A 22,601-nucleotide genomic window follows, 5' to 3' on the forward strand; every position below is an offset into this window, starting at 1 on the left:
TTGTTTTTATTCAGTCACGGTGGATATCACAATGCATAACAAAAAAATAAATCAGCTTTTGATCGGCGCGGCGCTGGCGGCAATGGTGCCTGCCGTCAGCGCCGCGGAAACTCCGGCCTGGAACGGCAGCGTGCTGGGGTTCGAAGCCGGACAGCAGGGGCTGCTGGGCGATATGCTGGGCATTCGTCCGATCCTCGAAGAGAACGGCTTTCATTATAATCTCGGGTATCTTAACGAGATGGCCTACAACGCCGGCGGCGGTTACGACCATGATAAACACCTGGCCTATATTGACCAGGTGGCGCTGACCTTTACCCAGGATCTGGAGCGCTGGACCGGCATACCGGATGCGCGTCTCGAAGGCAACATCGTCAACCGTAACCACGATGATAACCTCACCACGAAACGGCTGCAGGATCCGCGGGTGAGTTTCAACGATCTGTCGCAGGAGAGTTGGGGCGGCGGGTCGATCACCCGCCTCGGCTGGCTGACCTTTGCCCGCAGCTTTGACGACCGTCGCCTGACCTGGCGCATCGGCATGATGAACAAGGTGCAAACTTTCGACCAGATCATTCCCTGCGATTTTCAGCTACTGACCCAGTGCGGTGGGAAATCGGCCAACTCGCTGACCTGGAATAACTGGAACATCCACACCTGGGGCACCACCCTGGAGTACAAGCTGACGCCGACGGTCACCCTGAAAGGCGGGGTGATGGAGCAAAACCCGCAGGCTACCGCGCGCAGTCACGCCTGGAGCGGGTCGACGAAGGGCAGCAAAGGCATTTTACTGCCGATGGAGATCGAAACCCGTCCGCTGATGAATGGCCTGCCGGGAGCCTATAACCTGGGTGTGGTCTGGACCAACGCGCCGCAAACCGACCTCTACAGCGGCAAATCCGGCGGCGTCGGGGCGACCGATCCGCAAGGCTACGCCGAGCACGACAGCACCTGGTTTATGTACGCCGGCCTGAACCAGCAGATCACCCGCCACGCCGACGACCCGCTGCGGGGGATGAGCGTCTCGCTGAGCGGCAGCCTCAGCGACCAGCGCAGTAACTATATCCACTCCGCCGTCGCCGCCTCCATGCGCTACCGCGGGCTGTTTGACGCCCGCCCGGAGGACTGGATTGGCTTTGGTCTGACGTGGATCGACATGAGCAGCCACTACGCACGTAACCAGCGCTATATGAATCAACTCAGCGGCGCCACCGACTATAACGACCCGGCTTACCAGCCGGTGGCCGGTCATTCGCTGAACGGCGAGCTCTATTATCGCTTCCGCCCGGTCTCCTGGCTGGAGCTGCAGCCGGGCCTGCAGTACTGGCACCGTCCGGGCGGCGTCGCGCAGACCCAGGACGCATGGGTGGTGGAGTGGAAAACGGTGGTGACTTTCTGATAGTCGCGATCTTAATCACGTTTTTTCACTTGTCAGGTTGAGCGCGCAGCAGAAGTTGTTACAGTGCGGGTGTTGGATTGCAACTGCTGCGGCAGGCAAAACCTGATCACCTGGCGTTTCGTCGGGGGTCAGGTTTTTTTGTTTCTGGGGTCTATATGCAAATCGCCAAAGTACTCAATAACAATGTGGTGGTGGTTCTTGACGAGCACCGGCGCGAACAGGTGGTGATGGGGCGAGGGCTGGCCTTTCAGAAACGCCCGGGCGACGTGCTGGACGACAGTAAAATTGAAAAAGTCTTCGCCTTACAGAGCGATGAACTGGTAGGCCGCTTAGGTGAGTTACTCAGTCAGATACCGTTAGAAGTGATGACCACCTGCGATCGCATTATCGACCTGGCACGCGGGCGGCTGGGCAAGCTACAGGAAAGTTTGTACATCACATTAACGGATCACTGTCATTTTGCTATCGAGCGGCAGAAAAAGGGCATCGCACTGCGTAACGTGCTGCTGTGGGAGATTAAGCGGCTGTATCCGAAGGAGTTCGCGCTGGGTCAGGAGGCAAGGGCCATTATTGCCAAAAGGCTTGGTGTGGAGCTGGCGGAGGATGAAGCCGGATTTATCGCCCTGCATCTGGTGACGGCGCAGCTCAACAGCGAAATGCCGGAGGTCATGCACGTGACCCGGGTGATGCAGGAGATCCTGCAGCTGGTGAAGTATCAGCTGCAGCTTAACTATGACGAAGAGTCATTGAGCTATCAGCGCTTTGTCACTCATCTCAAGTTCTTCGCCCAGCGGATGCTGACGCGCACGGTGGTGGAAGATGACGACGTCTCGCTGCACAGCGCGGTGAAAGATAACTACGCTAAAGCGTGGAAGTGTGCGGAAACGGTGGCGACGCATCTGCAAAAGCAGTATCAGCGGTCGCTGACCACCGAAGAGATTATGTTTCTTGCCATTCATATCGAACGGGTAAGAAAAGAGGGGCGTTAATTCCCCCCAACAAAACTGGATTGTTACTGCATGATGCAGGCAAAACCTGAGCGCGACGCCCACCGGCGTGGTTCTCGGGTTTTTTTATTTTTTACTACTCAGTCGCCGGTTGTCTGCGGGCAGCGGCAGTAAGGAAAAGAGCATGGAATATAAAGCACTCGCGCAGGATATTCTCAACCGCGTCGGCGGCAAAGAGAACATTGTGAGTCTGGTTCACTGTGCGACACGTCTGCGTTTTAAACTGAAAGATAACGGCAAAGCCGATGCCGAAGGGCTGAAGGCCAATCCGGGCGTCATTATGGTGGTGGAGAGCGGTGGCCAGTTTCAGGTGGTGATTGGCAACCACGTTCACGACGTCTGGCTGGCGGTGCGCCAGGAGGCGGGGTTAAGCGATGACAGCGAACCGGTTGCCGGGGAAAAAGCGGCTAAAGGATCGGTGTTAAGCCAGCTTATCGACATCATTTCCGGCATTTTTACACCGTTTATCGGCGTGATGGCGGCGACCGGTCTGCTGAAAGGCCTGCTGGCGCTGGCGGTGACCTGCGGCTGGCTTACGCCGGAGCAGGGGACTTATAAAATCTGGTTTGCCGCCAGCGACGCGCTGTTCTTTTTCTTCCCGCTGTTTCTTGGCTATACCGCCGGGAAGAAGTTTGGCGGCAACCCGTTTATCTCGATGGTGATTGGCGGGGCGTTAACCCACCCGCTGATGATTCAGGCCTTTGAGGCCAGCCAGGCGCCGGGCGCGGCGGTGGAGCACTTTCTCGGCATTCCGGTGACCTTTATCAACTACAGCTCGTCAGTGATCCCGATTATTCTCGCCTCGTGGGTCTGCTGCTGGCTGGAGCGCAAGAGCAACGCGCTGTTGCCGTCATCAATGAAAAACTTCTTCACCCCGGCGATCTGCCTGGCGGTGGTGGTCCCGCTCACCTTCCTGGTGATTGGCCCGGTCGCCACCTGGCTGAGCCATCTGTTGGCCAACGGCTACCAGTTCATTTATGCGTTTGCCCCATGGCTGGCGGGCGCGGTACTGGGCGCCATGTGGCAGGTGTGCGTTATTTTCGGCCTGCACTGGGGGCTGGTGCCGTTGATGATCAACAACATGACGGTACTTGGTCACGACTCCATGCTGCCGATTATTCTTCCGGCGGTGATTGCCCAGGTGGGGGCGGTTCTGGGGATTTTGCTGGCCACCCGCGATGCGCGTCAGCGGATGCTGGCCGGTTCCGCCTTCTCTGCCGGGCTGTTTGGCATCACCGAGCCGGCTATCTACGGTCTGACCCTGCCGCTGCGTCGTCCGTTTATCTTCGGCTGTATCGCCGGCGCCATCGGCGGGGCGATCACTGCCTTCAGTAATAGCCATGCTTACTCGTTCGGCGTGCCGAATATCTTTTTCCCGGCGCAGATGATCCCGCCCGGCGGCATTGACGCCAGCGTCTGGGGCGGGCTTATCGGCACCGGCGTGGCTTTCGTGCTTGCCTGCGTGCTGACCTTCTTCGCCGGCATGCCGCGCGCCAGCGCTGCACCGGGCGCCGTGACGGTAGCCCCGGCCTCGGCAAACGATATTCTGGCGCCGATGAGCGGCAGCGTTATCGCCCTCGAGCAGGTGCCGGATAGCACCTTCGCCAGCGGCCTGCTCGGTAAAGGGGTCGCCATTATCCCGGCGGTGGGCCAAGTGATTGCCCCGTTCCCGGGCGAAGTGGCTTCCCTGTTTCAGACTAAACATGCCATCGGCCTGCAGAGCGACAGCGGCATTGAGCTGTTGATCCACGTCGGCATCGACACGGTCAAACTCGACGGCGTGCCGTTTACCGCACATGTCAAAGAGGGCGACAGGGTGCAGGCCGGCGATCTGCTGATCGAGTTCGATCGTCAGGCGATTCTGGATGCCGGTTACGACCTGGCGACCCCGATCATTATCAGCAACAGCGACGACTACCGGGAAATTGATACGGTGGCGTCCAGCGCCGTCGAAGCCGGCCAGCCGCTGTTGTCAGTCAGCCATTAATCACAGGAGAGAGAGATGAAAACATTCCCGGCGGATTTTTTATGGGGCGGCGCGACCGCGGCGAATCAGGTGGAAGGGGCTTATCTGGAAGAGGGCAAAGGCTTATCCACCTCCGATGTGCAGCCGCACGGCGTGTTCGGCGAGGTGGTCGAGCGCGTACCCGGCGACAGCGGTATTAAGGATGTGGCGATCGATTTTTACCATCGCTACCCGGAAGATATCGCTCTGTTCGCCGAGATGGGCTTTAACTGCCTGCGGGTGTCCATCGCCTGGACCCGCATCTATCCCAACGGCGATGACGCCGAGCCCAACGAAGCCGGTCTCGCGTTCTACGACAAGCTGTTCGACGAGATGGCGAAGCACAACATCACCCCGCTGGTGACGCTGTCGCATTATGAAATGCCGTGGGCGCTGGTAAAAAACTACGGCGGCTGGGGCAGCCGGGAGGTGATTGGTTTCTTTGAGCGCTACGCCCGCACGGTGTTCAGCCGCTATAAAAATAAGGTCAAATTGTGGCTGACCTTTAACGAAATCAATATGTCGCTGCATGCTCCGATGACCGGCGTCGGCCTGCCGGCCGGCAGCAGCAAAGGCGAGGTGTATCAGGCGATTCACCACCAGCTGGTGGCCAGCGCTCTGGCGGTTAAAGCCTGTCACGAGCTGGTGCCCGAGGGCAAAATCGGCAATATGCTGCTCGGCGGGCTGATGTATCCCCTGAGCTGCAAACCGGAAGATGTGTTTGAGACGCTGCAGGAGAACCGCAGCTGGCAGTTCTTTGGCGACGTGCAGGCGCGCGGCGCGTACCCGGGCTATATGCTGCGCTTTTTCCGCGACAACGGTATCACACTCACCATTACCGATGCCGATCGTGAAGCGCTGAAAACCACCGTCGACTTTATCTCCTTTAGCTACTACATGACCGGTTGCGTCACCGCCGACGAGGCGCTGAACCAGCAGGCGCGCGGCAATATTCTCAGCATGGTGCCGAACCCGCACCTGGCGAGCTCGGAGTGGGGCTGGCAGATAGACCCGCTGGGCCTGCGTACGCTGCTGAACGTGCTGTGGGATCGCTATCAGAAGCCGCTGTTTATCGTGGAAAATGGTCTGGGCGCCAAGGATAAGGTGGAAGCCGATGGCAGCATTAACGATGACTACCGCATCAGTTACCTGAACGACCATCTGGTGCAGGCGCGGGAAGCCATTGACGATGGCGTTGAGCTGATGGGCTTTACCAGCTGGGGGCCGATTGACCTGGTGAGCGCCTCGAAGGCGGAGCTGTCGAAGCGCTATGGCTTTATCTATGTCGACCGTCATGATGACGGCACCGGCACCCTGGCGCGCAGTAAGAAGAAGAGTTTTGACTGGTATAAAGAGGTGATTGCCAGCCGCGGCGCCAGCCTGAAAGCGTAAAGCATGCCCGCCCGGCCATCGCCGGGCGGGGGATTAGCCCGGTTTACGCGCGCGCAGTAAAAAGATCATCGGACGTTCTTTCTCTTCATCCAGGGCGGGCTGTTGGACAATCTGTTCGGCGCTCGGACCCCACTCATCCAGCTGCTCCAGCACAAAACCCGCGGCGATAAGCGCGTTTATCCAGCTTGAGAGCTTGCGATGTTGCTTGATGACGCCCTCGGCAAACCAGTTGCTGACGCGCTCGCCCTCCTGCTGATAGTGACTGACCGGCCAGCTTTTCTGTCCCTGGTCATCCACCCGCCAGCCCTGCTGCAAGGGGGCGGTATAGATGGGATGTTCGGCGGAAAAGACCAGGGTGCCGCCGGGAACCAGCGCCTGCTGCAGGGTGGCGAAGAGCGGGGCAATGTCCGGTAAATAATGCAGCGCCAGCGAGCTGTAGACCAGATCGCAGCTGTTGGCGGGCAGCGTCAGGGTTTGCAGATCGGCGCAGCGGTAGACAATCTCATCCCCGCGGGTCATCTCCCGCGCCTGCGCCAGCATGCGCTGGGAGATATCAAAACCGGTTATCTGGCTGGCTCCCTGCTGCTGTGCCCAGCGGCAAAACCAGCCGTAGCCGCAGCCGAGATCCACCACCCGCAAACCGGTTATCGGCGGCAACATTGCCTGCAGGGAAGGCCACTCCGGTGCGCCATCCAGCCCCTTCACCGAGCGATCGAGGGTCGCATAGCCGGCAAAAAACTGCGGGTCGTCATAAATATTCTGACTCATATTCATCCCTTGAATTGATAAGGTTGTTTATTTTTAGCTAACTAATAATTTAGTCACACGCTTTACTAAACGCGTTTAATTCAATTAACTTATGATAACCAACCTGATTAAGTTATCTGACCTGTCTAATGAAATTGATATTAAATAAAAGCGTGCTGGCGGCATTGCCCCTGGCCATCGCGCTGGCTGGCTGCGCGCCATCTCATGAGGTTGCTAATCCGCCGCAGCAGCAAATTCCAGCCTCCCATGTTTCCATGGATCTCCCTGCCGCCGTGAAAAATGGCTGGCCGCAGACCGACTGGTGGAAAGACTACCACGATGCCCAACTGGATAATCTGATTCAGCGCGCACTCGCCAATGCGCCGGATATGCAAATTGCCGAACAGCGCATCAGGCTTGCCGAAGCGCAGGCGCGAATGTCGCAGGCGAATCTTGGCCCGGAGATGGATTTCTCCGCCGATGTTGAACGCCAGCGCATGTCGGCCGAAGGCCTGATGGGGCCGTTCGCCACCGACACCGACGGCAATACCGGCCCGTGGTACACCAACGGCACCTTCGGCCTGACCGCTGGCTGGGATCTGGACCTGTGGGGTAAAAACCGCGCGCTGGTGAAAGCGCGCATCGGCGAGCTGAAAGCCCAGGTGGCGGAGCAGGCCCAGACCCGCGAATTGCTTTCTGGCAGCGTGGCGCGCCTGTACTGGCAGTGGCAGACGGAAGCGGCGATTAAAGCAGTGCTGCAGCAGGTGAAGGGTGAGCAAAATAATATCGTGACGGTCGACAAGGCCCTGTTGCAGCGCGGGATCACCAACTCCGCCGAAGGGGCGGAGAACGATATTAACGTCAGCAAAACCGACCAGCAGCTGGCGGACGTGGCGGGCACGATGAAAGAGATTGAAGCGCGCCTGATGGCCCTGACCAACAGCCAGAGCCAGTCGCTGAACCTCAAACCGGTCAGCCTGCCGACGGTCAGCGCGCAGCTGCCTGATACCCTCGGCTATGAGCTGTTGGCGCGCCGCCCGGATCTGCAGGTTGCTCACTGGTACATTGAGGCATCGCTGAGCGAAGTGGACGCGGCGAAAGCGGCGTTTTATCCCGACATCAATCTGATGGCGTTCCTGCAGCAGGATGCCCTGCACTTAAGCGATCTTTTCCGTCACTCGGCGCAGCAGATGGGCGTCACCGCCGGACTGACGCTGCCGATCTTTGACAGCGGCCGCCTCAATGCCAATCTGGATATCGCCAGCGCGCAGAACAGCCTGTCGATAGCGCAGTACAACAAAGCGGTGGTGGATGCCGTCAACCAGGTGGCGAAAACCGCCAGCCAGGTCGAGACGCTGATGGCCAAAAGCCAGCAGCAGCAGCAGGTTGAAAAAGACGCCCAGCGGGTGGTGAACCTGGCGCAGGCCCGAATGGCGGCGGGGATCTTACCCGGCTCCAGAGTCAGTATGGCGAAGCTCCCGGCGCTGCAGGAGCGCATTACCGCATTGCGCCTGCACGGTCAGTGGATTGACGCCAGTATTCAGCTGACTTCAGCCCTCGGCGGCGGCTATCACCAGAGCGTGAAATAACCGGCGCAACGGCGCGCCTTCGGGGGCGCCGTTTAGTCTTTCTTCTTCCTTTCTCGCCGCCTGAGCCACCAGTGGGCGGCGACCACCAGTCCTACCGCGAGGATCAGCCAGATCCAGTGCTTCAGATGGGCGTCCAGATGGTGCAGCCACGGGCCAACCACCTCGCCGCCGAGATAGCCAATGGTGGTAAACAGCAGGGCCCACACCAGCGCTCCGACAATATTCAACGGCAGGAAAATGCGCGGCGGCAGGCGGCTGGCGCCGATCAGCAGGGGGCCGATTACCCGGAAGCCATACATAAAGCGGGTGCCGATGACAAACAGCCACGGCCGGTGCTGGATCATGCGCTGCGCTTTACGTATTCGCGCCTTCTGGCTGGCGAAACGGCGCAGAATGCGTCCCCCGAAGCGGCGGCCGACCAGATAGAGCAGCTGATCGCCAATCATCCCGCCGAGGGCGACGGCGATCACCACCAGGGGAAACTTCAGTAACCCCTGATGCGCTGCGACGCCGCCCAGCAGGGTAATGGTCTCACCTTCCGCCATGCTGCCGACGATCAGCGCCGCGTAGCCATACTGGGAAATCAGGTGATTGATATCCATAAACAGCTTATCTCCTTATCTCATCACCTGTTAATCATACACCCTGCTGACCAAAACGCGGCGACGCAGTTTTTTTGCGCTGTACACAAAATAATCTACAGGGTGAATTATACTTGGATCAGTGCAGTACGAAGCCGTGACAAGGGGGACGCTATGAACCATGTCTGGGGGCTCTTCGCTCATCCCAACCGGGAGATGAGCGTGATAAAGAGCGAGAATGAAACCATTTCTCATCACTATACGCACCATGTGCTGCTGATGGCGGCGGTTCCGGTGGTGTGCGCCTTTATCGGCACTACGCAGCTGGGCTGGAACTTCGGCGACGGCACCGTTATTAAACTGTCGATGTTGACCGGTCTGGCGCTGGCGGTACTGTTTTACGCCGTGATGCTGGCCGGGGTGGCGATCATGGGGCGGGTTATCTGGTGGATGGCCAGGCAGTATCCGCAGCAGCCTTCGCTGAAACGCTGCATGGTGTTTGCAGGCTATGTGGCCACGCCGCTGTTCCTGAGCGGGATTGTGGCGCTCTATCCGCTGGTCTGGCTGTGCGCGCTGATCGGTACCATCGCGCTGTTTTACACCGGCTATCTGCTCTATCTGGGCATCCCGACCTTCCTGAGCATTAACCGGGAAGAGGGTTTAAGCTTCGCCAGTTCGACGCTGGCCATCGGAGTGCTGGTACTGGAAGTGCTGCTGGCGATCACCGTGGTACTGTGGGGGTATGGTTACCGACTCTTCTGATCGCACGTCACTGGATAATATGCATTGCCGGCAAATATGTATTTTGTGTCGGCAATGCAGCATTTCTTCACGATTCTTATTAGGCACAGGGCCTTACGGCGCGGTATGATGGCGTTTGCCAGCGATGTTGCCCACTTAACCTCGCGGCGTACGTTCCATAACGTGCAAAAATACTTTTCAGAATGCCCATGATGCCGAAATTTCGAGTCTCTTTGCTCAGCCTGACCTTGCTGCTGGCTGTGCCTTTTGCGCCCCAGGCGTTAGCAAAAACCTCCGCGGCGGTTGCCGCCTCGCAGCCGGATATCGCCTCCGGCAGCGCCATGATCGTCGATCTGGCCACCAAAAAAATCATCTATGCCAGCCAGCCGGATCTGGTGCGCCCGATGGCGTCAATCACCAAAGTGATGACCGCCATGGTGGTGCTCGATGCCCATCTGCCGATGGATGAGATGCTGACGGTGGATATCAGCCATACGCCGGAAATGAAGGGGATCTACTCCCGCGTGCGCCTCAACAGCCAAATCAGCCGCCGCACGATGCTGCTGCTGGCGCTGATGTCTTCCGAGAACCGCGCGGCCGCCAGCCTGGCGCATCACTATCCAGGCGGCTACGATGCCTTCATTCGCGCGATGAACGCCAAAGCCCAGGCGCTGGGCATGACTCATACCCGCTACGTGGAGCCGACGGGCCTGTCGGTGCATAACGTCTCCACCGCCCGCGATCTGACCAAACTGCTGATCGCCAGCGAGCAGTATCCGCTGATCGGTCAGTTGAGCACCACCAAAGAAGAGACCGCCACTTTCGCCCATCCGGCCTACAGCCTGCCGTTCCGCAACACCAACCATCTGGTGTATCGCGATAACTGGAATATCCAGCTGACTAAAACCGGCTTCACCAACGCTGCCGGCCACTGCCTGATTATGCGTACGGTGATTAACCAACGCCCGGTGGCGCTGGTGGTGATGGATGCCTTCGGTAAATACACCCACTTCGCCGACGCCAGCCGCTTGCGGACCTGGATCGAGACCGGGAAAGTGATGCCGGTACCCGCCTCGGCGCTGAGCTATAAAAAGCAGCGCGAATCGCAGATGGCAGAGGCGATGCTGAAAGGCGGCGCGCAGACCGCGCAGAACGATTAATCTACATGTCCCCCGGATGGCGGCGCATTGCGCCTTATCCGGGCTACGTGATTTGGCACCGGGTTCGCCGCTTTCGTAGGCCCGGCAAGCGCAGCGCCGCCGAGCAATATACCCGACACCGTGCCGCGTTTGTGCCGGATGGCGGCTCGCGCCTTATCCGGCCTACGTGATTTGGCGCCGGGTTCGCCCCCTTCGCAGGCCCGGCAAGCGCAGCGCCGCCGGGCAATATACCCGACACCGTGCCGCGTTTGTGCCGGATGGCGGCGCATTGCGCCTTATCCGGGCTACGTGATTTGGCGCCGGGTTCGCCCCCTTCGCAGGCCCGGCAAGCGCAGCGCCGCCGGGCAATCAGGCCGAGTGCCGGTGTTTGTGCAGGATGGCGGCTGACGCCTCTCCGGAACCGCGCTGAACGGTAGCTCGGCTAAGGCGTTTACGCCGCGAGCCGGGGGTTTGACGCCGGATATCACTCCGGCAGCGTCCAGTCGCCGTCACCCAGCGCGCGCTGCATAATCAACGTATCTCGCCAGTCGCCCATTTTGTAGCCCACGCTGCGCAGTTGACCCGCCACGGTAAAACCAAACTTTTTATGGATCGCCAACGAACCGGCATTGTTATGGCCATCACCGATGATCGCCAGCATCTGCCGCCACGGGCCTTTCTCGCATTCGGCGATCAGCCGCGACAGCAGCGCGCTGCCGATGCCGCGCCCGCCCATCCCGGATTCCACGTAGATCGATTCCTCAAGCGTGTAACGATAGGCCGGACGAGGCCGATAGAAGGTGGCGTAGCAGTAGCCGACGATGGCGCCGCGCCACAGCGCCACCAGCCAGGGCAGCCCGTTATCGCGGACGGTTTTGATCCGTTTACGCATTTCGTCAACGGTAGGGGGGATCTCTTCAAAGGAAGCGCGGCCATTGAGCACGTGCCAGACATACAGCGCGGCGATGGCGTGCGCATCGTCGGGCAGCGCTTCACGAATTTCTAAATCACTGTCGAGTAACGGGGCCTCTGCGGGCATGGCGGCGCTCCTGAATCTGCCGGAGAGACATTCTCCGGCGTGCAGCGTAATACAGAAGCGCCAGGCTGAATAGTCCTGCCGCTGATTATTGCGGATCTGCCGGGGAGACCGGCGTTGGTGCCGCTTCACCCCAGTATTTCTGCTTACTGGTTTTACCAATCCCCGGGTTCATGCTGTTGGTCGGATCGTTCTGGCGATAGAACTGCTGCAGGCTCTCCGGGGCCTCATACAGATGACCCACGTTATGCTCCGCCGGGTACTGGGCGCCGCGCGCTTTCAGCAACGCCAGCATCTGCTCTTTCAGAGCGTGGGCGTCGACCCCTTTCTTGACGATGTAATCCTGATGGAACACATGGCACATAAAGTGGCCATAGTAGAGCTTATGCACCAGCTGGCTGTCGATCTCCGGCGGCAGATGTTCGAACCACTCGGTATCGTTGCGGCGCAAGGCGATATCCAGCGCCAGAATATCTTCCACTTCGTCAGCATGCACCGCCTGATAGCGGATGGCCGCGCCGGCGGCGGCAAAGCGGTGCAGAAACGCCTTGCTGCCTTCCTCCGGCGTACAGGCGAAGAAATCCCCCTCGGCCTGCTGGAAGTATTCCGTCAGCCAGCGCTGCGCTTCTTCGATGCCATCCCCGGCCATCTTCAGCAGCAGATGATGTTCATATTTATCACGCCAGGTTTTCATCCGCTCCGGTAAGTGCGCCGGGAAGACGTGGCCGAGCTTCTGCATAAAGCGGTCGGTAAAGTGCGGCTTAAACAGCGAGACTTTCTCCAGCATCGCGTCGGTGCGCCCCTTCATGGTGAAGAAGAACGGCATTTTGTCGGTGCCGAGCTTGTCGATCATCAGGAAGGTGTCTTTGCCATACTTCTCGGCGATATCGTAAATATCGCGGTGCATATATTCCCCGGCCACCGGCAGATGCTGGAACTCGGCGAGGATATGGCGGCGGATCTCGGTCAATACCTGCGGCTGGTTGGTGCCAATGTAAAACACCTGCTGGCGTTTTTCCGCCGGGAAGGTATCCAGACGCGCGGCGAAAACCGCCAGCTTGCCGGCGCAGCCGGAGGATTCGAACAGGCGGTCCGGGTCGGCGTTGTAGCGCGCCGGGGTGTCGGCATCGACATCGCGCACGCGGGTCACATAGTCGTGATCGTGGGCGTGGCGGCCGTCGTGCAGCACATCGCTATCGCTGATGCGCTCGTCGTCGAGGCGGCTGAGGATCTGCTCCGGCGTGCTGCCGAGATCAATGCCCAGATGGTTGACCAGCTTCAGCTTGCCGTCGGCGTCAATCTGCGCGAACAGCGACATTTCGGTATAGGCGGGCCCGCGCTGCACCAGCGAACCGCCGGAGTTGTTGCAGATCCCGCCGATCACCGATGCGCCGATGCATGACGAGCCGATCACTGAGTGCGGCTCGCGACCCAGCGGTTTGAGCGCTTTTTCCAGCGAATAGAGGGTAGTGCCGGGCCAGGCCAGCACCTGCTCGCCTTTGTCCAGCAGATGCAGTTTATCCAGGCGCAGAGTGCTGATAATCACGATCTCGCGATCGTAATCATTGCCGTTGGGGGTCGAACCTTCGGTCAGGCCGGTGTTGGCCGCCTGCATCAGAATAATTTTATCGGCGTCTACGCAGGCGTTAAGCACGCGCCAGAGTTCCAGCAGGGTGCCGGGAAAGACAACCGCCAGCGCCTCGCCCTGACCGGAGCGGAAGCCTTTGCGGTAGCGTTGGGTTTTTGCCGGGTCGGTCAGCAGATGCGAAGGGCCAACCAGGCGCGCCAGATCCGCCAGAAACGTTTTATGGGTATTAGTGGGTGCAGATGACATGTTCCACTCCTTGTGGTGGTGCGCGAAATATCGAGGATAAGCATAGCGCTTTGTATGACAATTTGATGCATGAATGTTTCGCAAAAATCAGAGAAGAACCTTAGCATTCTGCGGGCGCGTTGTTTATATATATGGCAAACTGCGGTTTTTATTATGTTTTACCGAGTCCCCGTCTGAGAAAAAGCGAGATAACAATGAAATGGCTCTGCACTGTAGGCGTCGCCGTGAGTCTGGCGCTGCAACCCGCGCTGGCGGATGAACTGTTTGGTAACCACCCTCTGACCCCGCAGGCGCGGGATGCCTTTGTCACCGATCTGCTGAAAAAAATGACGGTAGACGAGAAAATCGGCCAGCTGCGTCTGATAAGCGTTGGCCCGGATAACCCGAAAGAGGCGATCCGCGAAATGATCAAAAACGGTCAGGTGGGGGCGATTTTTAACACCGTCACCCGGCCGGATATCCGCGTGATGCAGGATCAGGTGATGCAGCTTAGCCGCCTGAAGATCCCATTGTTCTTTGCCTACGATGTGCTGCACGGTCAGCGCACCGTGTTCCCGATAAGCCTCGGCCTGGCCTCATCGTTTAACCTTGACGCCGTGAAGACCGTGGGCCGCGTGTCAGCTTATGAAGCCGCCGATGACGGCCTGAACATGACCTGGGCGCCGATGGTCGACGTCTCCCGCGACCCGCGCTGGGGACGCGCTTCCGAAGGGTTCGGGGAAGACACGTATCTGACCACGATGATGGGCCAGGCGATGGTGGAGTCGATGCAGGGCAAGAGCCCGGCGGACCGCTATTCGGTGATGACCAGCGTCAAGCACTTCGCCGCCTACGGCGCGGTGGAGGGCGGGAAAGAGTACAACACGGTCGACATGAGCCCGCAGCGCCTGTTCAACGACTATATGCCGCCGTACAAAGCCGGGCTTGATGCCGGCAGCGGCGCGGTGATGGTGGCCCTGAACTCGCTGAACGGCACCCCGGCGACTGCTGATTCCTGGCTGCTGAAAGACGTCCTGCGCGACCAGTGGGGCTTTAAAGGCATCACGGTCTCCGACCACGGCGCCATCAAAGAGTTGATTAAGCACGGCGTGGCCTCCGACCCGGAAGACGCGGTGCGCGTGGCGCTTAAGTCCGGCATCAACATGAGCATGAGTGACGAGTATTACAGCAAGTACCTGCCGGAGCTGGTGAAGTCAGGCAAGGTGACCATGGCTGAGCTGGATGACGCCACCCGTCATGTGCTCAACGTCAAATATGACATGGGGCTGTTCAACGATCCGTACAGCCACCTGGGACCAAAAGATTCTGACCCGCAGGACACCAACGCGGAAAGCCGCCTGCATCGCAAAGAGGCGCGCGAAGTGGCCCGCGAAAGCCTGGTACTGCTGAAAAACCGTCTCGATACGCTGCCGCTGAAAAAATCCGGCACCATCGCGGTGATTGGCACGCTGGCGGACAGCAAACGCGACATGATGGGCAGTTGGTCCGCGGCCGGGGTGGCCGACCAGTCGGTGACCGTGCTGACCGGCATTAAAGAAGCGCTGGGCGATAACGGCAAAGTGATTTACGCCAAAGGGGCGAACGTTACCGACGATAAAGGCATTGTCGATTTCCTTAACCTGTATGAGAACGCGGTGCAGGTTGACCCACGCTCGCCGCAGGAAATGATCGACGAAGCCGTCGCGGCGGCGAAGCAATCCGACGTGGTGGTTGCCGTGGTGGGCGAAGCGCAGGGCATGGCGCATGAGGCCTCCAGCCGGACCGACATCACCCTGCCGCAGAGCCAGCGCAATCTGATTGCCGCCCTCAAAGCCACCGGCAAACCGCTGGTGCTGGTGCTGATGAACGGGCGTCCGCTGGCGCTGGTGAAAGAGGATCAGCAAGCCGATGCGCTGCTGGAGACCTGGTTTGCCGGCACTGAAGGCGGTCACGCCATCGCCGACGTGCTGTTTGGCGACTATAACCCGTCGGGCAAACTGCCGATGTCTTTCCCGCGCTCGGTGGGGCAGATCCCAACCTACTACAGCCACCTGAATACCGGCCGGCCGTATAATCCGGAGAAACCGAACAAGTACACCTCGCGTTACTTCGATGAAGCCAACGGCCCGCTGTATCCGTTTGGTTACGGCCTCAGCTACACCACCTTTAGCGTCTCCGATGTCACCATGTCGTCAGCCACCCTGCCGCGCGACGGCAGCGTGACCGCCAGCGTGCAGGTGACCAACACCGGCAAACGCGAAGGGGCAACGGTCATTCAGCTGTATCTACAGGACGTCACTGCCTCCATGAGCCGGCCGGTGAAAATGCTGCGCGGCTTTAAAAAGGTCAACCTCAAGCCGGGCGAAACGCAAACCGTCAGCTTCCCGATTGACGTCAACGCGCTGAAGTTCTGGAACCAGCAGATGAAATACGTTGCTGAGCCGGGCAAATTCAATGTCTTTATCGGCGTGGACTCCGCCCGCGTGAAGCAGAGCGAGTTTGAACTGTTGTAAGGAATAGCCCTTAAGCTCAACGTGACACTTTAAAGGCCGATTAATCGGCCTTTTCTTTTTCGCATCGCTGGCAAATGGACTACGCTTTTCTCTTAAGCTTCTGTAAGCGAAGCGCAAAAGAACTGAGGGACGCGGGATGAAGATGGCAATGAAATGGTCCGGTGCGCTGGCGCTGGCCGCCCTGATAAGTTTACCGCTGCAGGCGGCGGAGCCGGTGAAGGTCGGCTCGAAAATTGATACCGAAGGCGCGCTGCTGGGCAATATGATCCAGCAGGTGCTGGAAAGCCACGGCGTAAAAACGATTAATAAAATCCAGCTCGGCACCACGCCGGTGGTGCGCGGAGCGATTGTCGCCGGCGAGCTGGATATCTATCCGGAATATACCGGCAATGGCGCCTTCTTCTTCAAAGATGAAAACGACCCGGCGTGGAAGCATGCCCAACAGGGCTATGAGAAGGTGAAGCGCCTCGATCAGGAGAAACATCAGCTGGTATGGCTCACCCCGGCGCCGGCCAACAATACCTGGACTATCGCCGTGCGCCAGGACCTGGCGGAGAAAAATCACCTGACCTCGCTGGCCGACCTCAGTCGCTACCTGAAGCAGGGCGGCGAATTTAAGCTGGCGGCCTCGGCGGAGTTTATTGAGCGCCCGGACGCGCTGCCGGCGTTTGAAAAAGCGTATGGTTTCAACCTCAACCAGAACCAACTGCTGTCGCTGGCCGGGGGCGATACGGCGGTGACCATCAAAGCGGCGGCGCAGCAGACCTCGGGCGTAAACGCGGCGATGGCCTACGGCACTGACGGCCCGGTCGCGGCGCTGGGGTTACAGACGCTGAGCGATCCGCAGGGCGTGCAGCCGATTTATGCCCCGACGCCGGTGGTGCGTGAGGCAGTGCTCAAAGCCTATCCGCAGATCGCCGACTGGCTGAAGCCGGTCTTTGCCAGCCTCGATGAAAAAACCTTGCAGCAGTTGAACGCCCGTATTGCGGTGGAAGGCCAGGATGCGAAGCGCGTGGCGGCAGATTTTCTGCAGCAGAAAGGCCTGCTGAAGTAAGCCACCGGTGACCATTCGCTGTACTCACCGCGTCGGCCTGCTGCTGACAGGTCTGCTGCTGGTTACGCTGGCGCTGCCGTTTATTACTTACGCGCCGAATCGCTTACTCTCCGGCGAAGGGCGCGGGCTGTGGCAGGTGATGCCCTGGCTCGCCGGCGTTCAGATGGCGGCAGTCCTTGCCGGGATGCTGCTTTGCTGGTTGCCAGGCAGGGCCGCGCCGCTTCTTCACCTGCTGCTGGCCGAACTGCTCTTCCCGCTGCTTATCTGGGGCAGTGGACAGGCGGCGCTTGAGCTCTCCCGGCACGGCTCGCCGCTGGCGCGCACCTCGCCCGGCAGCGGCCTGTGGCTGTCGCTGGCGCTTTGTCTGCTGCTGGCCAGCGAGGCCATCCGTCATCTTACCGTCCGGCCGCTGTGGCGCTGGCTGCTTAATGCGCAAGTCTGGCTGTTGCCCATCATCCTGCTTGCTACCGGGGCGCTCGATCAGCTCTCTCTGCTGAAGGAGTATGCCAACCGTCAGGAGGTATTTGACGACGCCCTGCGCCAGCATCTGCTTTTGCTGTTCGGCACCCTGCTGCCGGGCCTGCTCATTGGCCTGCCGCTGGGGGTATGGCTGTGGCGACGTCCGCGCTGGCAGGCGCCGGCCTTCACCGTGCTCAATGTGATCCAGACTATCCCGTCGGTGGCGCTGTTCGGCCTGCTGATTGCGCCACTTGCCGGCCTGGCGCGCTATTTCCCGGCGCTGGGCGAGCTGGGCGTCTCCGGGACCGGCGTGGCGCCGGCCCTGATCGCCCTGACTTTGTATGCGCTGCTGCCGCTGGTGCGCGGGGTGGTGACCGGCCTGCAGCAGGTGCCGCAGGACGCCCTGGAGAGCGCGACGGCGATGGGCATGAGCGCCGGGCAGCGCTTTCGTCAGGTGCAGCTTCCGCTGGCGATGCCGGTGCTGCTGCGCAGCCTGCGGGTGGTCAGCGTGCAAACCGTCGGCATGGCGGTAGTGGCCGCGCTGATCGGCGCCGGCGGCTTTGGCGCGCTGGTGTTTCAGGGGCTGCTGAGCAGTGCGCTGGATCTGGTGCTGCTGGGCGTGGTGCCGACCATTGCCCTGGCGGTGGTGGTGGATGCCCTGTTCGCCCTGTGGGGCGCCTGGCTAAAAGGAGAGGCCAATGATTGAGTTTGAAGGGGTCAGCAAAGTGTTTGCCGGCCACCCGGCGGTGAAGGACCTGACCCTGGAGCTGCGCGAAGGCGCCTTCTCGGTGCTGGTGGGGACCTCCGGCTCGGGCAAGTCGACGACGCTGAAGATGATCAACCGCCTGCTGGAGCCGGACCGGGGCACTATTCGTTTTGCCGGCGAGGACATCCGTCAGCAGCCGGTCCTGACCCTGCGACGGCGGATGGGCTATGCCATCCAGTCCATCGGCCTGTTTCCGCACTGGACGGTGGCGCAGAATATCGCCACTGTGCCGCAGCTGCAAAAATGGCCGCGGGCGAGGATCGCCGACCGGGTCGACGAGCTGATGGCGTTGTTAGGGCTGGAGGCGACGCTGCGCGACCGTTACCCGCATCAGCTCTCCGGCGGCCAGCAGCAGCGGGTGGGGGTGGCCCGGGCGCTGGCGGCGGATCCGGAGGTGCTGTTGATGGATGAGCCCTTCGGCGCCCTCGACCCGGTGACCCGCGAGGCGCTGCAGCAGGAGATGCTGCGCATCCACCGGCTGCTGGGGCGGACGATTGTGCTGGTGACCCATGATATTGACGAAGCGCTGCGTCTGGCGGACCACCTGGTGCTGATGGACGGGGGCGAGGTGGTCCAGCATGGGGCGCCGCTGGAGATGCTCCTGCGGCCGAAAAATAGCTTTGTGCAGACCTTTTTTGGCCGCAGCGAGCTGGGCGTGCGCCTGCTGTCGCTGCGCGAGGTGGGGGACTATTTGCGTCCCGGCGAACGGCTGGCGGGCGAGGGGCTGACCGTCACCATGACCCTGCGGGAAGCGCTGTCGCAGTTTGTCGCCCGGCGCTGCGAGGCGCTGCCGGTGGTCGATGCCGAAGGCAGGCCCTGCGGCACGCTGCATTTTGCCGATCTGCTGCGCCAGGAGGCGAGCCATGAAGGCGCTTCGTGAGCCGCTGTGGTGGCTTATCGCGCTGTTTATCGGCCTGCTGGTAGGGCTGCCCTACAGCGCGCCGCTGTTCAGTCGGCTGTTCCCGGAGCTGCCGCGGCCGGTCTATCAGCAGGAGAGCTTCTGGGCGCTAACCCTCGATCACGGCTGGCTGGTGGTGGCGTCCAGTCTCGCGGCAACGGTTGTGGGACTGGGGGCAGGGGTGGCGGTCACCCGGCCCGCCGGCAGCGCGTTTCGCCCGCTGGTGGAGACCATCGCCGCTATCGGGCAGACCTTTCCGCCAGTGGCGGTGCTGGCGATGGCGGTGCCGGTGCTGGGATTTGGCTGGCTGCCCGCGCTCATCGCCCTCGCGCTGTATGGCATACTGCCGGTGTTGCAGGGGACGCTGGCCGGGCTGGGGTCGATACCGTCGGGGGTGTCAGGGGTGGCCGAAGGGATGGGAATGAGCGGCTGGCAGCGTCTGTATAAGGTGGAGCTACCGCTGGCGGGCCCGGTAATACTGGCGGGGATCCGCACCTCGGTCATCGTCAATATTGGTACCGCGACCATTGCTTCGACGGTGGGGGCCAGTACGCTCGGGACGCCGATCATCATCGGCCTGAGCGGCTTTAATACCGCCTATATTGTTCAGGGGGCGCTGCTGGTGGCGCTGGCGGCGATTATCGTCGACCGCGCGTTTGAGCGTCTGACCCGCTGGATCAGCCGACACCGCCACGCACAATAAAGGAATAGCCGGCCAGCATTACGCCGCTGATCCCGCCGATGGCCATAAGTAAGAAGAGGGTGACGACCGCGATTTTCGCTGGCTTCATAATAGGCTCCTGATGTTAACAGGGGGATTATACGGTGAAGCACAGGTGTTAATGAAACATTAATTGCGGTTTAGCGCGCCGCGTCGGGGTTTTTGCCGCGTTTACTGAGCAACGCGCCGGAAAAAAGTGTGATCCTGTCCGTCATTTTTCATTTTTATGCAGGGCTTCAAAGAAAGTTTTCGCCAGGCAGGGTATGGTACGCGCTTTCAGGCATGTGTGGTTTGCGGGTATGTACGAGTTTGATCTGGTGTTGCTGCTGCTTCAGCAGATGTGCGTATTTTTGGTCATCGCGTGGTTGATGAGCAAAACCCGGCTGTTTATCCCCCTGATGCAAGTCACCGTTCGCCTGCCGCACAAGCTGCTGTGCTACGTCACCTTCTCCATTTTTTGCATTATGGGGACCTATTTCGGTCTGCATATCGAAGACTCCATCGCCAACACCCGCGCCATCGGCGCCGTGATGGGCGGCCTGCTCGGCGGCCCGGTGGTCGGCGGGCTGGTGGGGCTGACCGGCGGCCTGCACCGCTACTCGCTGGGGGGAATGACCGCCTTAAGCTGCATGGTCTCCACCATCGTTGAGGGGCTGCTGGGCGGGCTGGTGCACAGCGTGCTGGTCAAACGCGGCCGGCCGGACAAGGTCTTTAGCCCGCTGACCGCCGGGGCGATCACCTTCGTGGCCGAGCTGGTGCAGATGATGATCATTCTGCTGATTGCCCGCCCGTTCCAGGACGCCCTGCATCTGGTGCAGAGCATTGCTGCGCCGATGATGGTCACCAATACCGTCGGTGCGGCGCTGTTTATGCGCATTCTGCTGGATAAACGGGCGATGTTCGAGAAATACACCTCCGCCTTTTCCGCCACCGCGCTGAAGGTGGCGGCGTCGACCGAGGGGATCCTGCGTCAGGGATTCAACGAAGAGAACAGCATGAAGGTGGCCCAGGTGCTGATCCAGGAGCTGGATATCGGCGCGGTGGCGATCACCGATCGCGACAAGCTGCTGGCGTTTACCGGCATCGGCGACGATCACCATCTGCCGGGCAAGCCTATCTCCTCCTCGTATACGCAACGGGCGATTGAGACCGGGGAGGTGGTCTACGCCGATGGCAACGAGGTGCCTTACCGCTGCTCGATTCATCCGCACTGTAAGCTGGGGTCGACGCTGGTGATCCCCCTGCGCGGTGAGAACCAGCGGGTGATAGGCACCATTAAACTGTATGAGGCGAAAAATCGCCTGTTCAGTTCGATCAACCGCACCCTCGGGGAAGGGATTGCCCAGCTGCTGTCGGCGCAGATCCTCGCCGGACAGTACGAGCGGCAGAAGGCGCTGCTGACGCAATCTGAAATCAAGCTCCTGCACGCCCAGGTCAACCCGCACTTCCTGTTTAACGCGCTTAACACGCTGAAGGCGGTGATCCGCCGCGACAGCGATCAGGCCGGCCAGCTGGTGCAGTATCTGTCGACCTTCTTTCGTAAGAACCTGAAACGGCCGACGGAAATTGTCACGCTTGCCGATGAGATCGAGCATGTTAACGCCTATCTGCAGATTGAGAAGGCTCGCTTCCAGGCTAACCTGCAGATCCAGATGGCGGTGCCCGAGGGGCTGGCGCATCACCAGCTGCCCGCTTTCACCCTGCAGCCGATCGTGGAGAACGCCATTAAGCATGGTACATCGCAACATCTTGGCGTCGGCGAAATTACCATCCGCGCCAGCCAGGACGATCGCTGGCTGCAGCTGGATATCGAAGATAACGCCGGGCTGTACCGGGCCAACCCCCAGGCCAGCGGACTGGGGATGAATCTGGTGGACAGGCGTCTGCGGGCGCGTTTTGGCGCCGACTGCGGCATCAGCGTCACCTGCGAGCCGGAGCGCTTTACCCGTGTCACCCTACGTCTGCCCCTGGAGGAGAATGCATGCTGAGAGTATTGATCGTCGATGATGAGCCGCTGGCGCGGGAAAACCTGCGTATTTTGCTGGAGACTCAGCGCGATATCGAGATCGTCGGCGAGTGCGGCAACGCGGTGGAGGCGATTGGCGCAGTACATAAGCTGCGCCCTGACGTGCTGTTTCTCGACATCCAGATGCCGCGCATCAGCGGTCTGGAGATGGTCGGGATGCTCGACCCGGAGCATCGCCCCTATATCGTGTTTCTCACCGCTTTTGATGAGTACGCGGTGAAAGCCTTTGAGGAGCACGCTTTTGACTATCTGCTGAAGCCGATTGAGGCCGTGCGGCTGGAGAAAACCCTGGCCCGCCTGCGTCAGGAGCGCAGCCTGCAGGACGTGTCGCTGCTGGATGATGCCCGGCAGACGCTGAAATACATTCCCTGTACCGGCCACAGCCGTATCTGGCTGCTGCAGATGGAGGATGTGGCCTTCGTCAGCAGCCGGATGAGCGGCATCTACGTGACCGATCGCGAGGGAAAAGAGGGCTTTACCGAGCTGACCCTGCGCACCCTCGAGAGCCGCACGCCGCTGCTGCGCTGCCATCGCCAGTATCTGGTGAATATGGCGCACCTGAAGGAGATTCGCCTGGAAGAGAACGGCCAGGCGGAGCTGCTGATGCGCGCCGGGCAAACGGTGCCGGTGAGCCGGCGCTATTTAAAAAGCCTGAAAGAAGCGATTGGCCTGTAAAACTGCTACACTGCGCCCCATTGCAACATCGACAGTAAAAGGC

Annotated in this window: 18 protein-coding genes and 1 pseudogene; 14 read left to right on the forward strand and 5 right to left on the reverse strand. The window is 60.3% G+C overall.

Annotated elements, in window-relative coordinates; all coding sequences use genetic code 11:
• Positions 1-31 precede the first annotated feature (31 nt).
• From N438_RS22150 to ascB, 4 genes and pseudogenes are all read left to right on the forward strand, one after another.
• Positions 32-1,396, forward strand: a complete 1,365-nt coding sequence (locus N438_RS22150) for a carbohydrate porin (RefSeq protein ID WP_008804037.1) — start codon at positions 32-34, stop codon at positions 1,394-1,396.
• Positions 1,397-1,551: 155 nt separating this feature from the next.
• Entirely contained in the window at positions 1,552-2,385 is an 834-nt protein-coding gene (gene bglG / locus N438_RS22155; RefSeq protein ID WP_002912842.1) for a transcriptional antiterminator BglG, read from the forward strand.
• Positions 2,386-2,415: 30 nt separating this feature from the next.
• Positions 2,416-4,390 (forward strand): annotated as a pseudogene (gene bglF, locus N438_RS22160) (PTS beta-glucoside transporter subunit IIABC).
• Between the two features lie 15 nt (positions 4,391-4,405).
• Positions 4,406-5,800 (forward strand): 6-phospho-beta-glucosidase, encoded by a 1,395-nt coding sequence (gene ascB, locus N438_RS22165; RefSeq protein ID WP_008804039.1) that lies wholly within the window; start codon positions 4,406-4,408, stop codon positions 5,798-5,800.
• A gap of 33 nt (positions 5,801-5,833) precedes the next feature.
• On the opposite strand, the gene N438_RS22170 is transcribed toward ascB, so the two are convergent.
• Positions 5,834-6,568, reverse strand: a complete 735-nt coding sequence (locus N438_RS22170) for a class I SAM-dependent methyltransferase (protein WP_008804040.1) — start codon at positions 6,566-6,568, stop codon at positions 5,834-5,836.
• A 128-nt stretch (positions 6,569-6,696) separates the two neighbouring features.
• Here N438_RS22170 and mdtQ point away from each other — a divergent pair, with 128 nt between their 5' ends.
• Positions 6,697-8,136: a multidrug resistance outer membrane protein MdtQ gene (gene mdtQ / locus N438_RS22175; RefSeq protein WP_008804041.1), complete on the forward strand. Its 1,440-nt coding sequence runs from the start codon at positions 6,697-6,699 to the stop codon at positions 8,134-8,136.
• A gap of 32 nt (positions 8,137-8,168) precedes the next feature.
• On the opposite strand, the gene N438_RS22180 is transcribed toward mdtQ, so the two are convergent.
• Entirely contained in the window at positions 8,169-8,738 is a 570-nt protein-coding gene (locus N438_RS22180; protein ID WP_008804042.1) for a DedA family protein, read from the reverse strand.
• A 153-nt stretch (positions 8,739-8,891) separates the two neighbouring features.
• Here N438_RS22180 and N438_RS22185 point away from each other — a divergent pair, with 153 nt between their 5' ends.
• Positions 8,892-9,479 carry a Yip1 family protein gene (locus N438_RS22185; protein WP_008804043.1) on the forward strand — a complete coding sequence of 196 codons (588 nt, stop codon included), beginning with the start codon at positions 8,892-8,894 and terminating at the stop codon, positions 9,477-9,479.
• Between the two features lie 188 nt (positions 9,480-9,667).
• Entirely contained in the window at positions 9,668-10,618 is a 951-nt protein-coding gene (pbpG, locus tag N438_RS22190; protein WP_022064810.1) for a D-alanyl-D-alanine endopeptidase, read from the forward strand.
• 463 nt (positions 10,619-11,081) lie between these two features.
• On the opposite strand, the gene N438_RS22195 is transcribed toward pbpG, so the two are convergent.
• Together N438_RS22195 and dld are read right to left on the reverse strand one after the other, a co-directional pair.
• Positions 11,082-11,636: a GNAT family N-acetyltransferase gene (locus N438_RS22195; protein ID WP_008804045.1), complete on the reverse strand. Its 555-nt coding sequence runs from the start codon at positions 11,634-11,636 to the stop codon at positions 11,082-11,084.
• Positions 11,637-11,721: 85 nt separating this feature from the next.
• Complete coding sequence (gene dld, locus N438_RS22200) at positions 11,722-13,467, reverse strand: D-lactate dehydrogenase (RefSeq protein WP_008804046.1); 1,746 nt, start codon at positions 13,465-13,467, stop codon at positions 11,722-11,724.
• A gap of 194 nt (positions 13,468-13,661) precedes the next feature.
• Between dld and bglX the strand changes: the two genes are divergently transcribed.
• From bglX to N438_RS22225, 5 genes are all read left to right on the forward strand, one after another.
• The gene (gene bglX / locus N438_RS22205) at positions 13,662-15,959 is read left to right on the forward strand and encodes a beta-glucosidase BglX (protein ID WP_075205777.1); all 2,298 of its coding nucleotides are present in this window, start codon (positions 13,662-13,664) and stop codon (positions 15,957-15,959) included.
• A gap of 136 nt (positions 15,960-16,095) precedes the next feature.
• Complete coding sequence (locus tag N438_RS22210) at positions 16,096-17,013, forward strand: ABC transporter substrate-binding protein (protein ID WP_032740119.1); 918 nt, start codon at positions 16,096-16,098, stop codon at positions 17,011-17,013.
• A 7-nt stretch (positions 17,014-17,020) separates the two neighbouring features.
• Positions 17,021-18,178 carry an ABC transporter permease gene (locus N438_RS22215; RefSeq protein ID WP_023340538.1) on the forward strand — a complete coding sequence of 386 codons (1,158 nt, stop codon included), beginning with the start codon at positions 17,021-17,023 and terminating at the stop codon, positions 18,176-18,178.
• Positions 18,171-19,118 carry an ABC transporter ATP-binding protein gene (locus N438_RS22220; RefSeq protein WP_110203978.1) on the forward strand — a complete coding sequence of 316 codons (948 nt, stop codon included), beginning with the start codon at positions 18,171-18,173 and terminating at the stop codon, positions 19,116-19,118. Before N438_RS22215 ends, N438_RS22220 begins: the two co-directional genes overlap by 8 nt.
• Positions 19,102-19,839: an ABC transporter permease gene (locus tag N438_RS22225; protein WP_116696513.1), complete on the forward strand. Its 738-nt coding sequence runs from the start codon at positions 19,102-19,104 to the stop codon at positions 19,837-19,839. The genes N438_RS22220 and N438_RS22225 overlap by 17 nt, the downstream gene beginning before the upstream one ends.
• Here N438_RS22225 and N438_RS22230 read toward each other — a convergent pair.
• Positions 19,814-19,927 carry a protein YohO gene (locus N438_RS22230; protein ID WP_002912762.1) on the reverse strand — a complete coding sequence of 38 codons (114 nt, stop codon included), beginning with the start codon at positions 19,925-19,927 and terminating at the stop codon, positions 19,814-19,816. The genes N438_RS22225 and N438_RS22230 overlap by 26 nt on opposite strands.
• A 229-nt stretch (positions 19,928-20,156) precedes the next feature.
• Between N438_RS22230 and N438_RS22235 the strand changes: the two genes are divergently transcribed.
• Together N438_RS22235 and btsR are read left to right on the forward strand one after the other, a co-directional pair.
• Positions 20,157-21,845, forward strand: a complete 1,689-nt coding sequence (locus tag N438_RS22235) for a sensor histidine kinase (protein WP_002912760.1) — start codon at positions 20,157-20,159, stop codon at positions 21,843-21,845.
• The gene (gene btsR / locus N438_RS22240; RefSeq protein ID WP_008804052.1) at positions 21,839-22,558 is read left to right on the forward strand and encodes a two-component system response regulator BtsR; all 720 of its coding nucleotides are present in this window, start codon (positions 21,839-21,841) and stop codon (positions 22,556-22,558) included. The genes N438_RS22235 and btsR overlap by 7 nt, the downstream gene beginning before the upstream one ends.
• Positions 22,559-22,601: the final 43 nt, after the last annotated feature.

It is taken from the genome of Klebsiella sp. GL120222-02, assembly GCF_003097195.1.
Taxonomy (GTDB): Bacteria; Pseudomonadota; Gammaproteobacteria; order Enterobacterales; family Enterobacteriaceae; genus Klebsiella; species Klebsiella variicola.

Coding starts and splice junctions, on each gene's coding strand:
- N438_RS22150 (WP_008804037.1), top strand. CDS start 32: ATGCATAACAAAAAAATAAATCAGCTTTTGATCGGCGCGGCGCTGGCG.
- bglG (WP_002912842.1), top strand. CDS start 1,552: ATGCAAATCGCCAAAGTACTCAATAACAATGTGGTGGTGGTTCTTGAC.
- ascB (WP_008804039.1), top strand. CDS start 4,406: ATGAAAACATTCCCGGCGGATTTTTTATGGGGCGGCGCGACCGCGGCG.
- N438_RS22170 (WP_008804040.1), bottom strand. CDS start 6,568: ATGAGTCAGAATATTTATGACGACCCGCAGTTTTTTGCCGGCTATGCG.
- mdtQ (WP_008804041.1), top strand. CDS start 6,697: ATGAAATTGATATTAAATAAAAGCGTGCTGGCGGCATTGCCCCTGGCC.
- N438_RS22180 (WP_008804042.1), bottom strand. CDS start 8,738: ATGGATATCAATCACCTGATTTCCCAGTATGGCTACGCGGCGCTGATC.
- N438_RS22185 (WP_008804043.1), top strand. CDS start 8,892: ATGAACCATGTCTGGGGGCTCTTCGCTCATCCCAACCGGGAGATGAGC.
- pbpG (WP_022064810.1), top strand. CDS start 9,668: ATGATGCCGAAATTTCGAGTCTCTTTGCTCAGCCTGACCTTGCTGCTG.
- N438_RS22195 (WP_008804045.1), bottom strand. CDS start 11,636: ATGCCCGCAGAGGCCCCGTTACTCGACAGTGATTTAGAAATTCGTGAA.
- dld (WP_008804046.1), bottom strand. CDS start 13,467: ATGTCATCTGCACCCACTAATACCCATAAAACGTTTCTGGCGGATCTG.
- bglX (WP_075205777.1), top strand. CDS start 13,662: ATGAAATGGCTCTGCACTGTAGGCGTCGCCGTGAGTCTGGCGCTGCAA.
- N438_RS22210 (WP_032740119.1), top strand. CDS start 16,096: ATGAAGATGGCAATGAAATGGTCCGGTGCGCTGGCGCTGGCCGCCCTG.
- N438_RS22220 (WP_110203978.1), top strand. CDS start 18,171: ATGATTGAGTTTGAAGGGGTCAGCAAAGTGTTTGCCGGCCACCCGGCG.
- N438_RS22225 (WP_116696513.1), top strand. CDS start 19,102: ATGAAGGCGCTTCGTGAGCCGCTGTGGTGGCTTATCGCGCTGTTTATC.
- N438_RS22230 (WP_002912762.1), bottom strand. CDS start 19,927: ATGAAGCCAGCGAAAATCGCGGTCGTCACCCTCTTCTTACTTATGGCC.
- N438_RS22235 (WP_002912760.1), top strand. CDS start 20,157: ATGTACGAGTTTGATCTGGTGTTGCTGCTGCTTCAGCAGATGTGCGTA.
- btsR (WP_008804052.1), top strand. CDS start 21,839: ATGCTGAGAGTATTGATCGTCGATGATGAGCCGCTGGCGCGGGAAAAC.